Annotated in this window: 9 protein-coding genes; 2 read left to right on the top strand and 7 right to left on the bottom strand. The window is 49.5% G+C overall.

Translation table 11 applies throughout. The annotated features are described in order from the left end of the window. A partial coding sequence (locus ACEW8S_RS02835) for a xanthine dehydrogenase family protein molybdopterin-binding subunit (protein ID WP_373516672.1) occupies positions 1-1,731 on the top strand: 1,731 nt, incomplete at its 5' end. A gap of 110 nt (positions 1,732-1,841) precedes the next feature. Here the strand turns inward: ACEW8S_RS02835 and ACEW8S_RS02830 are convergent. From ACEW8S_RS02830 to ACEW8S_RS02805, 6 genes are all read right to left on the bottom strand, one after another. Beyond that, the gene (locus tag ACEW8S_RS02830; protein WP_373516671.1) at positions 1,842-2,885 is read right to left on the bottom strand and encodes a PmoA family protein; all 1,044 of its coding nucleotides are present in this window, start codon (positions 2,883-2,885) and stop codon (positions 1,842-1,844) included. A 10-nt stretch (positions 2,886-2,895) separates the two neighbouring features. Then, a complete protein-coding gene (locus ACEW8S_RS02825; RefSeq protein ID WP_373516670.1) occupies positions 2,896-4,233 on the bottom strand; it encodes a Gfo/Idh/MocA family protein in 1,338 nt (445 codons plus the stop codon). 104 nt (positions 4,234-4,337) lie between these two features. Next, entirely contained in the window at positions 4,338-5,114 is a 777-nt protein-coding gene (locus ACEW8S_RS02820) for an SDR family NAD(P)-dependent oxidoreductase (protein WP_373516669.1), read from the bottom strand. A gap of 18 nt (positions 5,115-5,132) precedes the next feature. After that, entirely contained in the window at positions 5,133-6,566 is a 1,434-nt protein-coding gene (locus ACEW8S_RS02815; RefSeq protein WP_373516668.1) for a c-type cytochrome domain-containing protein, read from the bottom strand. Between the two features lie 146 nt (positions 6,567-6,712). Continuing rightward, positions 6,713-8,182 (bottom strand): DUF1501 domain-containing protein, encoded by a 1,470-nt coding sequence (locus ACEW8S_RS02810; protein ID WP_373516667.1) that lies wholly within the window; start codon positions 8,180-8,182, stop codon positions 6,713-6,715. Between the two features lie 50 nt (positions 8,183-8,232). Then, on the bottom strand, positions 8,233-10,590 hold the full coding sequence (locus ACEW8S_RS02805) for a PSD1 and planctomycete cytochrome C domain-containing protein (protein ID WP_373516666.1): 2,358 nt from the start codon (positions 10,588-10,590) through the stop codon (positions 8,233-8,235). Positions 10,591-10,946: 356 nt separating this feature from the next. Between ACEW8S_RS02805 and ACEW8S_RS02800 the strand changes: the two genes are divergently transcribed. Continuing rightward, positions 10,947-12,044 carry a hypothetical protein gene (locus ACEW8S_RS02800; RefSeq protein ID WP_373516665.1) on the top strand — a complete coding sequence of 366 codons (1,098 nt, stop codon included), beginning with the start codon at positions 10,947-10,949 and terminating at the stop codon, positions 12,042-12,044. Between the two features lie 67 nt (positions 12,045-12,111). Here the strand turns inward: ACEW8S_RS02800 and ACEW8S_RS02795 are convergent. After that, on the bottom strand, positions 12,112-12,463 hold a 352-nt coding region (locus ACEW8S_RS02795), incomplete at its 5' end, for an FG-GAP repeat domain-containing protein (RefSeq protein WP_373516664.1).

The following is a 12,463-nucleotide window of genomic DNA, read 5'->3' as shown; positions in this document are numbered from 1 at the left end:
ATTATCGGTCCGAAGCAAAACCTCAGCCTGCAAAAATTGTTGCAGGGCAGACAAATAGAGCAAGCGGTTGGCACACCATCCGAATTCAAAGGAAAAACCGTCCGCAAATTTGTGGGCAAACCCGTTCCCAGAAAGGATATCGAAGACATGGTACGGGGCAATCCGATATTCGTCCAGGATCTTCGCTTTCCCAATATGGTACATGCGCGCACGGTAAGGCCGCCCGGTTATTCCTCCAAACTGGTTTCCATCAACGAATCCGATTTTGACACCCAACAGGGATTTTTAAAATTGGTGCGCAAGGGCAATTTTTTAGGAATTCTGGCCGAGGAAGAATATCAGGCCATCCAAATCATGGAACAGGCCAAAAAAAGCGTTAAATGGAAATCCGAGGATTATTTGCCCACAGATACGCCTCTAAAGGAATATTTGAAAACCCTTCCCTTGGAAACCAAAATAGAAGAAGCTAAGGGCGACGCTCAAACGGCCATTGGCCAATCCCCAATACAGCATAGCGCCTCGTATTTTAAGCCATATATCATGCACGCCCCCAACGGGCCATCATGTGCGGTCGCTTTTTTTGAGGATGGAAAATTAAGGGTCTGGTCCCACAGCCAAGGCATTTATCCCCTACGGAATTCGCTGGCCGCCCTGTTCAAAATGTCGGAAGACGATGTTCACATCATTGGCGTTCCCGGTTCTGGATGTTACGGCCATAATGCCGCGGACGATGCCGCTACAGAGGCCGCCCTGATGGCGGTCGATTATCCGGGCAAACATGTCCGTCTCCAATGGATGCGTGATGACGAGAATGGCTGGGAGCCCTATGGCACGGCCATGATCATGGAACTGAAAGCGGGCCTGGATGCCAAGGGCAAAATTAACGGGTGGGAGTACGAGGTCTGGTCTGACGGACATAGCAACCGGCCCGATGGCACTCCCGAAAGCCTCATGCCGGCACGTTTTTTAGATCAAGGGTATGGGGCACCGGGCATCGGCTACAAAGGCGGTGCAGTGCGCAATTCGGTACCTTATTACGCTATCGATGCGGTCAATGTGCGATCGCATATTTTTTTGGGGCCGTTAAGGACCTCTTCCCTCCGGGCATTGGGCGCCTATGCCAATATCTTTGCGCTGGAGTGTTTTATGGACGAACTCGCCCATAAGGCCGATACCGATCCCGTCGAATTCCGTTTAAGGCATTTGAAGGATCCCCGCTCTATAGACTGTTTACAGAAACTCCGGAAGAATACTTCGGTAATAGAACTCGATACGGGGGAAGGCCTGGGCTATGCATTTTGCCATTATAAAAATGAAACTTCGTATTGTGCCGTTGCCGCCCATGTCAAGGTGGACCGAAAAAATGGGGCGGTACGGCTAAAAAAAATGTGGGCCGTGATTGATGCGGGGGAAACTATAAATCCCGATGGATTAAAAAATCAAACGGAAGGCGGCATGATCCAGTCCGCCAGTTGGGCGCTCAAGGAGGCGGTGCGCTATGATGCCAGCCACATTACAAGCTTGGATTGGAACTCCTATCCCATCCTCCGGTTCCCTGAAACGCCGGAAACGGAGGTAGAGGTCATCGATAGGCCGGACCAACCGCCAGTGGGCGCGGGGGAAGTCGCCCAAGGCCCAGCCACCGCCGCGGTGGTAAATGCCATTTTCAATGCGACCGGGGTACGGATACGGGAATTGCCAGTGACTGCAGATGCCCTGATCGTTGCCTAAGAGCTTGCTTAAAAACACGGCTTCCTGAAAACCTTCCGAAAGGGTTTTTAGACCAACTCTAAGGATTCGGAATGAATAGATCAGGAGCCAAAACCGGAAAGTTATTACCCTTACATTTTTTCGTAGGCTTCCGCCAGTTCGTTGATCCGCTCATCCGTCAAATCCTCGCTAGCAACTACCAATCGGTACTTAAAGGTGACCGATTCCCCTTTTTTTAGACTGAAGTTCAGTTCTTCCTTGCCTTCAGACAATGCTTTTTGACCTAGGGTGTTGGCCGCAAAAAGGCCGTAGTCCCTGGCATGCCAATAGGTCGGGTAGCCCACGTTGGCAGGATTATCGATAATCACAAGGGATACCGGTTCCCCGTTTATTTCGCTGGATAATTTCATCCATTTGGCCCGGGTGCCCCAAACTTCCCCGCCCTCGATGCCTTCCGAGCTGCGATAATTGCCCTTGACATTGGTATTGTCCATTTTTTCTACCTTGGTCACAACCCCGTGGGAATCCATCAGTTCGGTAGGTTTGTCCGAAGGAAGTTCAAGTTCACGGGCCACGCGAATGGCAAACATTCCCTCTTTGTTATCGGTGAACTTCACCTCATCCGTCATGGCCGTCAAGGTCGTAGTGCGATCGATAATACGCATAGCGTCCATCGCCTTAAAATCGAATTCTGTTTTCTCTTCAAGCAGTACTTCGTCATCGGTCGATTTCCAAAGCGATTTGGTAATCAAAGTGGCCTTGCCTTTACCGCTTTTGGCCTTTTCGATGGATTGATGGTATATTGTGCCGTATCCGTCTCGGTCTTCAGCAGGAATCGCCTCGGAATTGTTCCAGAAATCGAGTCCGTTTACGTCTCCATAATTCAACCATATCCCAACATGGTGAGGATGATCTGTGCGGTCACCGGCCTTGTTGATCATGGGATAACTACGCGTCAATAGGTTTCCACCGGGGGACATCACCGGCCACAACACCGGTTTTTTGATGTTATCGGGGTAGATATAGGAGGTGAAGAGTTCGCCCCCGACCAATACATCTACCTTTTTTTCCGCTTCGTTCGTCTTTAGATCAATGCTCGGTTTTTTGGACGATTGACCGAACAGTGCAGTGCCGCCGGTGAAGACAGCAGTCAAAATCAATAGTTTATATTTCATCTTTTTGATATTATACGTTTGCCGGAACCTCGAATCCTTCTCGGTAGTCGCGGGTCAAATATGTATCGGCCTCCGGGTCGTTCACGAACTTCTCCGCCTTGGGATCGAATTCGAGCACCCTTCCGGTTCTGTAGGCGATATTTCCGAGGTGGGCAAGACCTGAGGAAAGGTGCGCCGTTTCAACGGGACCGTTCAAGATACTTTTGTCATGCTTGCGCACCGCTTCGATAAAGTTGGCGAAATGCCCGGTGGTGCCGCCCGCGCCGCGATCCATGCCGGATGCCGCTTCCCCGCCGTCGTCTCCCGATTGTCCGGGCGTACGGTCTTGCCCCATATAGGTCTTGTACTTATCGTAGCCGTCAACCACTAGAATGCCCTTCTCTCCGTAGAAGATGTTTCCGACCGTGACGTCTTGTTCGGTATTGGTGCACCAGGGGCGTACCTCGAACTGTATAATCTTGTTCTCTTCGGGATAATTGTACGTTGACGTGAGTACTTCAGGGGTCTCCTTGGCATCGTCCCAAAGGTATTTGCCCCCCATGGAGGTTATTTTCGTGGGAAGGCCTACGTCGAGCCCCCACATACAGAGATCCGTTTCATGGATACCTTGGTTGCCCACATCTCCGTTACCGTAGGGCCAGTGCCAATGCCAGTTGTAGTGGACCAGATTTCTGCTGAACGGCCGCTTTTCCGCGGGGCCCGTCCAAAGGTCGTAGTCGATGCCCTCGGGAACGGGCGAGGTGCCCGCATCACCGATACTTTCCCTCCAACGGAAAACCAGGCCACGTGCCATATAGACCCGCCCGATATACCCGTCGCGCAATAGCCCAATGGCCTCGTTGACGGCGGGTGAACTTCGGAGCTGCACCCCGTGCTGAACGATACGGTCGTATTTTTCCGCGGCCTCGACCATCTTGCGGCCTTCCCAAATATTGTGCGAACCGGGCTTCTCGACATACACGTCTTTCCCCGCCTGACAGGCCCAGATTACCGAAAGGGCGTGCCAATGGTTCGGCGATGCGATGCTGACCACGTCGATATCCTTATCTTCAAAAACACGGCGAAGGTCCTGCTCGAGCTTCACCTTCGTGCCGTATTTTTCATTAAAGGCCGTTTGACCTTCCTTCAACAGGTTCATATCGGGATCGCAAAGGGTGGCGACACGCACATTTTCCAGCTCCATCAGACTGGAGATATGGTTCTTGCCCCGCCCATGGATACCCAGTACGGCAGCATTGATGCGGTCGTTGGCGCCGAAGACGCTGGCCGAGATAATCGTCGGCGCGGCGATAATGCCCGAACCGGCCACCGCTGTTTTCTTGATAAAGGATCTTCTTGAAGCTTTCATATAGATTAAATTTGTGGTACAGTATTGTTTTACGGCATTAAAATAGGTATAAAATTTCTTTCCTATCCCGCATTGGAGGAAAATTTGTCGGATACCGGGTGTATCTAATCTCCATTCAAGCGAATAAAACCGCCGTCAATGGGAAAATCGGTGCCCGTAATAAACGAGGCTTCATCCGAACAGAGATACAGGGCCAAGTCCGCCACTTCTTGAGGCTTGCCCATGCGGCCTATGGGCTGGGTCTTTGAAAGTTCTTGAAACTTTTCCTCGCGATGGTCGGGAAAATTGTTCTGAAGATATCCATCTACAAACGGGGTATGGATCCGTGCCGGTGAAATGCTGTTACAACGTATGTTATGGGCCAAATAGTCCTTAGCTACCGAATACATCATACTTAGGGCGGCCCCTTTGGACATGGAATAGGCAAAACGATCGTTAATACCGACCGATGCGGCAACGGAAGCCATGTTCAAGATCACCCCGCCCTTTTCCTTCATATAAGGAATCACGGCATGGATGCAATTATAGACCCCTTTGATATTGACCCCGTAAATTCTATCCATGTCGGCCGGCAGGGTATTTTCGGCATTGCCAATATGTGCAATACCCGCGTTATTGATCAAGATATGGATGGCACTTTTGCCGCCGATTTCTTGTAACGTCCGCTTGACCCCATCATGGGACGATACATCACAGGCATGGACGAAGGCGGTACCTCCAGCGGATTCGATTTCTTGCACGGTTTGCTCGGCCGACTCCGCTTTTAATTCCAAAATATGTACTTGGGCACCTTGGGAGGCCAATGTCTTTGATATGGCCTTACCGATACCGCTGCCACCGCCGGTTACTATGGCCGTTTTTTGGTTTAGGTTGAATTTCATTGATGAATGCATTATTGATTACTCTTTATGGATTACCGAATCCGTAGCCACAAAAAACGCTTGGATCTCTTTATCGATGCCGTCGTTGATCAGCAGGTTCGGTTTTTCCTTTTTGAGGGATGCCACTGCATTTTCCGACACTTCGGTCTTATAAAGATACAAACTTTTCAGGTCGGGGAATTTTTTGAAGGTTGATATACTTTTGTCCGTAATTTTGGTATCGTAGATCTTTAATAGTTCCAATTTTTTCAAGGATGCCAATTTTTCGACCTCGGCATCGGTAATCGGGGTCTTGTCCAACTCCAGCTTCTCCAAATTGGCAAAAGTGGCTATAACCTCGATCTCGGGCGTGCCTATCGGGAGCCTACTGACATCAAGGGAAACGATATTGTTGGCTATGCGTTTGAGATCGGTTATGGTCTTGGGACGGTATTCCGGCGGAGGGAAAATAACCACGTTCAAGGCCTCGGTGTTACTGGCGACGCGCGAAACGTTCAAATAATCGGAAGCCAGGTTCTGCAGCGTACTGTCCGCCACCTTGGGGATCTTGGCCCATTTCTCGAAAGGGTCGGGCGCCATCATTTCCTTGATCAAGCTTACCAAGGGTTCTGATTGAGGTAATTGGTTTAGCCGTACCGTATCGGAAGCACCGAGGGCGATCCACCGTTCCAAAATAGCGATCTCGTTTTCTTGCAGGGGATTTTTACCTTCCGGGGGCATATGCTCCTCGTCTTCCATGGGCAAATGCAACCTTTTGATCATCTCGCTTTCCCCGGGCTTTCCGGCTTCCAGGATAGGTCCGTTCTCACCACCCTGGAGTAGTTCTTCAAAACTCGTCATCACCAGTTCGCCCTTCTGCTTGTTCGGATTATGGCAGGATATGCACTTATCGTCCAATATCCGGAAGACGACATCCGTATACACAATCGGGTTTTCGGGAATCTTATCATCTGGTTCTTCGGTCGGGAAGGCTAAAAATTCCTCGCCATGGGTGACCATCCCGCCGTAGTGGCCGGTGAATCCTATCAATCCTATTAAAGCTACCTGCAATGCTTTAGTGTACATTGCTTTTTCCAGACCTACGCCGTCGAGCCCGTACCAAAGTGCAGCGATCAGGGCCGTTGCCCCGCCGAGCAATTGGTGCCAGAACAGGAGATCACCCTTGATCGGGACATCCATCCCCAGAAAAAATCCTAAAATGGCCGTTATCAAGGTGGATAATACGGCGACGACCAGTAATAATCGAGGTACCGGTCTGCCCGTAAGTCCCAAAAAAATGGCTATCAACAACAGTACGATTGGAAAATGCAGTACCAGCGGATGCCATCGCCCCAACCAGGAGATTAAATTCGGAAGTTCGATATAGGATTCGAAAAGCAAGCAGAAAATCAGGAAAACGGACAGGCCCAGAACGGTGTAGTCGGCCCAGCGGTTTTTAACGGTGTTCGTCATCGATATGGTGGTTAGTACAAAATACCGGATACTTGATATTCAGTACAAATCGGTTAAGGTTCGGTTTTTTTTGCAAATGCTGCATTTTGAAGTAAGCTTTCCGACATTCTGCACGTAATACCTTGTACCAAGTACCCTGTATTCTTTCACGCCAAAAGATCCTTAACTACGTTCCCCGCCACATCGGTAAGGCGGAAACGCCGCCCCTGATATTTATAGGTAAGCTGCTCGTGATCAAGGCCAAGGGCATACATTAAAGTAGCATGGAAATCGTTGATATGCACGGGGTTTTCGACCACATTGTATCCGAATTCATCGGTCTGGCCGTAGTTAAGTCCGGGTTTTATGCCGCCACCGGCCATCCAGATACTGAAGGCGCGCGGGTGATGGTCGCGGCCATAGTTCTTGGGATCAAAATTGCCCTGGCAGTAGTTCGTACGGCCAAACTCGCCGCCCCAAACGACCAAGGTATCGTCGAGCATACCGCGCTGTTTGAGGTCCATGACCAATGCGGCGGAGGCCTGATCGACATCCTTGGCCTGCCCCGCCATTTCGTCGGGCAGGTTGCCGTGCTGGTCCCACCCTTGATGGTACAGTTGTATAAAGCGTACCCCGTTCTCGGCCAGTCTTCGCGCTTGTAGGGCATTGGCCGCGTATGTACCGGGCACCTGACAGTCCTCGCCGTAGAGCTTGATGATGGATTCCGGTTCCTTGGAAATGTCCATCACATCGGGAACGGACATCTGCATGCGGTAGGCCATTTCATACTGGGCTATACGAGATTCGATCTCGTCGTCGCCGGTCTCCACATGGTGCATCTTGTTGAGTGCCGAAACCTCGTCGAGCAGATGCCGCTTATCGGACCGGGAAAGGCCGTCGGGATCGTTGAGGTACAGCACCGGGTCCTTGCCCGAACGCAGCAGCACGCCCTGGTGTTTGGAATCCAGAAACCCGCTGGACCATAATTTGGAATATAAGCCCTGGCTATTGCCCTTGCCCCTCGAGGTCAGGACGACGAAAGAGGGCAGGTTCTTGTTCTCGCTGCCCAGCCCATAGCTCATCCAGGAGCCCATGCTCGGGCGACCGGAAATCTGGCTTCCGGTCTGGAAAAAGGTAATGGCGGGATCGTGGTTGATGGCCTCGGTGTGCATACTGCGTACGACCGTAATGTCATCGGCGATTTTGGCGATATGCGGAAAGTAGTCGCTAATATACGTGCCGCTCTGACCGTACTGTTTAAAATCGACGGCCGGTGGCATCAGGGGGAATTTATCCTGGTTGGCGGTCATACCGGTCAGCCGTTGTCCGTTGCGGATCGATTCCGGCAGGTCCTCGCCCATGCGTTTGCGGAGGGTCGGCTTGTAATCGAAGGTCTCGAACTGAGAGGGTGCGCCCGCTTGGAACAAATAGATGATTCGCTTGGCCTTGGGCGCAAAATGGGGAATGCCCAAAGGTTGGGCGGCCGTTTCCACGGCACCCGTTCCTCTAAACAGATCGGGGATCAACAACGAGCCAAGGGCCAAAGAACCGATTCCCACGCTCAATTGCGAGAAGAAATGGCGGCGGTTGACCTTTAGGGGGTTTTCGTCGGATGTTTTCTTATTTTCTTCTTCCATGAGGATAAAATTTTAAGTTGTTGTTTTGAACCTTGGCGTCTTTTCCCCGCTCATTCCTTGGTTATTGTCTCGTCGAGATTATAGATGACTTGCGCGGTCAACATGAGCGCTGCGGTCTTGGCGGGGTCGGTGTCGCGTTGTCGGTACTCCCCCACCGCGACCAGTTTTTCGGCATCGGCGCTGTCTTTCTTATAAAGTTCCACGGCATCGTGGTAGTACGCGTTCAGGGTCAACAGTTCCTTTTCCTTGGGCGTACGGATCAGAATGCGCCGGAATACATCCTTTACCAGATCGGGATTATCAGGTTCTTTTTCCAACATACTCTGTGCCATGACCCGGGCCGCCTCCAATATTTGAACGTCGTTCTGTAGCACCAAGGCCTGCAGCGGCGTATTCGTCTTCTGGCGGCGTACCTCTGAAAAATCACGGGTTGGCGCGTCGAAAATGGTCATATTCGGAGGCGGCAGCGTACGTTTCCAAAAGGTATACAGGGAGCGACGGTAGAGATTTTCGCCACTATCGGCTACATATTGGGTCAAAATGCCCCGGTCCGCTCCGGCATTGGTCTCCTCCCAAAGTCCGGCCGGCTGGTAGGGCTTGACACTGGGTCCGCCGATCTCGGTGTTGAGCAGGCCGCTTGTGGTCAGTATATAGTCGCGTATCATTTCACCGCTCATGCGAAAACGCGGTGCCCGTGCCAATAGTTTGTTTTCCGGGTCGGCCTTTTCGAGCTCGGGCCGCATTTCCGATCTTTGCTGGTAGGTCGCTGACAGCATAATCTTTTTGAGCAGGTACTTGATGTCCCAGCCGTGCTCCATAAAGTCCACCGCCAACCAATCGAGCAGTTCCGGATGGGTCGGTAGGCTGCCCTGCACCCCAAAATCCTCGGAAGTCTCCACGATGCCCTTGCCGAACAGCATGGCCCAGAGCCGGTTCACGTAGACCCTTGCGGTCAGGGGATTTTCGGTATCGGTCAGCCATTGCGCGAGGCCCAATCGGTTTTTTGGCAAAGTTTCGGAAAAGGCAAAAATAGCGGGCGGGGTACCGGGATGCACGGAATCCGTCGGCTGATCATATTCTCCCCGGTTCAGGATACGGGTAGTTCTCGGCGCAGAATCGTTCATTACCATTACCTTGATGTCCTTTCCCTTCTCAAGGTTCACGAAAGAAAGTACACCTTCGGTCTCTTCATCCGAAATGGTCATAAAGGGAGGATCGGCAAAGAACTTTTGGTTCTTGGCCTGCACCGCGTCCATCTGCAGGCCTTTCTCGTCAACTTGGTCAAAGAAAGAGAACATCTCGAAATAGTTCTTTTGCGTGATGGCGTCGTATTTATGGTCGTGGCAACGGGCACATTCCAAGGTAATCCCCAAAATACCTTTTCCCAAGGTGTTGGTCCGATCTAGAACATAGTTGGTACGGTATTCTTCCTGTATCACGCCCCCCTCTTGGGTAATCGGATGGTTTCTGTTGAAACCGGTAGCCAAAATCTGTTCTTTGTTCGCATCGGGCAAAAGATCGCCGGCCAGTTGCCAGGTCAGAAACTTATCGTAGGGCAGGTTTTCGTTAAAGGCATGGATCACCCAATCGCGCCAAGGCCACATGGTACGGTAACTGTCGTCCTGATAACCGTGGGAATCCGCATAGCGTGCCACATCGAGCCACGATTGGGTCATGCGCTCCCCGTAAGCGGGGGAGGCCAAGAAGCTGTCGATGATCTTGGAGATGTCCGCTTCCGAATCGTCGTCCAAAAGTGCCTTCACCTTTTCCGGGGTGGGCGGAAGACCGGTAAGGTCGAGACTTATTCTACGTATGAGGGTCTCGTCGGAGGATCTTTCCGAAGGATGTACCTCGTTCTCCTCCAATTTTGACAGTATAAAACCATCTATTTCGTTTTCGCCCCATTCCGTATAGATTGGGTCGGAAGTCACAATATTGGGGATTTCGGCCTTTTCGGGCGTAAGGAAGGCCCAGTGTTTTTCGAATTGCGCACCCTGCTCGATCCATTTCTTGATCAGCCTTTTTTCGTAGGCATTGAGCGCCAGTTTGGAATCCGGCGGTGGCATCAGCTCGTCGCCGTCCTCCGACATGATATGTTGGTAAATCATGCTTTCCCGAAGGTTCTTGGGCACGATGGGAAATTTACCGGGACTTTCGGGAAGTTCCCCGAAGGCAGTGGTCTCCAGATCGAGTCGCAGGCCCGCCTTGCGTTTGTTCGCGTCGGGCCCGTGGCAAGTATAACAGTTATCGGAAAGTACGGGCTTGATATGGAAATTGTAGTTGACCGTTTCGGGCAGTTTCAATTGCGCATATCCGTCATCCTTGAAATCGAATACTCCCTTTTTATAGGCAAAAAGCAGTCCGATCAGCAAGGCCAGTACGGCGATTATGGTGATTTTATATCTCATTTATGGAAGACTTGCAAGTTTAGCATTTGACTATATGGAATTGCACATAAGAATCTGTTTTTATTATATAATCGCCGCATGGATAAAAATAACAAAATAATTATGTATGTACATATAAACAAATACTTTTAACATAAATTGCTTAACTTTCCTTCTAGATATAAACAACCCCATTTGAGAATCCTTACAATTCGGGATAGTCCTTATTACATGCCCACTCCGAACTGCGTCGAACGTTAAAAAGTGAAAGGCGAAAGTATAGAAATAGGCGGTATGGTTGAACTTAATATCCAATGAATTTAAACCTTTGACAAATGCCTGATGCTAAGAAAAAAAAGTACTTAAACATTTCATTTTTGCTACTGTTGTTTTTTGTTTTGTCCTGTATCGACCAGAAAAAGGAGGTTCCTCCAAACCGAGAGGAGGAAAATCGAGTTCGAAAGGTCACTAGGGCCAGGGATTTCGAAAGTTTGGTCGTGGTCGATAGTCTTGGCGTTACGGGTGCCGATGGTGTCATATCATTTCCATTGGATAGTACTACCTCCGTGTTTATGATGGGCGATTCATTTTTAACGCCTGTCCGAAACAACAAGAGAGATGTCAATAGCCACATGATCAACAATAGTTTTATTTTGATCAATGAGGAAGAGGTTCATACCGCATTATACGAAGGGACTATGGACAATCCCGATGCCTTGCTGAAGCCTACTTACGGAAACCCAGATGAATATTATTGGCCGGGTCACGGTTTTGAACATAACGGGACCTTGCATGTTTTCATGTCACGGTTTTTACATGGTGATGGCGCCTGGGGATTTGAATTTTCCGGTACGGATTACATTACTATGGATGCCAAAAGTTTTAAGGTCATTTCGCAAGAGGATTTTCCTTTTTCAAATCGCAATATTGTGCACTACGGACTTTCGGTCATCAACCAAAAGGATTTTACCTATATCTATGGATCATGGAGTACTAAGGATTCCACAGCGCTACATGTAGCGAGGGGAAAACTTAATGAGAACACTAATAAGCTGAATTCGTTTGAATTTTTCGACGGGAAGGGTTGGAACTCCGACCCTATTAAAAGTGCTCCTTTAAAGGGTATTGGGCAACAAGTGCCCGAACAGTTTTCCGTATTTCAGCATGGGAATGTTTTTGTTCTGATTCTCCAAGCTAGGGAATTGGGCAATGGAAATATTTATTCCTATATATCCGATGCTCCGACGGGTCCTTGGCGCAATGAGCAACTACTTTACCATACTACTGAACAAGAAAACAGCAAAGATGAGGTGTTCACCTACAATGCCATGGCACACCCGCAGTATATGGAGGATGAACAGCTATTGATTTCTTATTGCGTAAACAGTTTTAAAGTGGCGAATATTCATGAAGTGAATACGGATTACTATCGCCCAAAATTTATTTGGGCACCTATGGAAATGATTTTGGAGTAACCCCAATAAACTTTTATAATTCCTTTAGCAAACCAAATTAAAACCGAATATCACCAAGGTTTGGTTTCTAACTTTTTGAAATTAATTGCAAAGAGTCATTGTTCTTCGCAATCAAGAAGCCTTCCTTCCCTTCCGCTAAACGTATTTTATTTATGGATTTTACCTCTCCCGAAATATGAAGACCAGTTTCATTTGGCAACAGCGTTTTAAAGCCTCCTTTTCCATCACCTAACAACACTATGCCGAATCCAGCATCGTTTCTTGGTGTTTCAACCTCTGATCCATATAGGTTTCCAGCGGCGAGTACATCCGTATGACCATCATTATTGAAATCACCCGTCGTAAAGTCATTTAATGAAGATAATTGGGCAAGCAAGTCCAATCTTCTTAATTTAAAAGTGCCATTTCCTAAATTCTCA

The sequence above is a fragment of the Pricia sp. genome (assembly GCF_041745955.1).
Lineage (GTDB): Bacteria > Bacteroidota > Bacteroidia > Flavobacteriales > Flavobacteriaceae > Pricia.
Note: the sequence above shows the minus strand (reverse complement) of the source record. Positions and strands in the feature narration are given on the sequence as shown.

Bases quoted from the DNA above. Each gene is read 5' to 3' on its own strand.
- ACEW8S_RS02830 (WP_373516671.1), bottom strand. From the start codon at position 2,885: ATGAAATATAAACTATTGATTTTGACTGCTGTCTTCACCGGCGGCACT.
- ACEW8S_RS02825 (WP_373516670.1), bottom strand. From the start codon at position 4,233: ATGAAAGCTTCAAGAAGATCCTTTATCAAGAAAACAGCGGTGGCCGGT.
- ACEW8S_RS02820 (WP_373516669.1), bottom strand. From the start codon at position 5,114: ATGAAATTCAACCTAAACCAAAAAACGGCCATAGTAACCGGCGGTGGC.
- ACEW8S_RS02815 (WP_373516668.1), bottom strand. From the start codon at position 6,566: ATGACGAACACCGTTAAAAACCGCTGGGCCGACTACACCGTTCTGGGC.
- ACEW8S_RS02810 (WP_373516667.1), bottom strand. From the start codon at position 8,182: ATGGAAGAAGAAAATAAGAAAACATCCGACGAAAACCCCCTAAAGGTC.
- ACEW8S_RS02805 (WP_373516666.1), bottom strand. From the start codon at position 10,590: ATGAGATATAAAATCACCATAATCGCCGTACTGGCCTTGCTGATCGGA.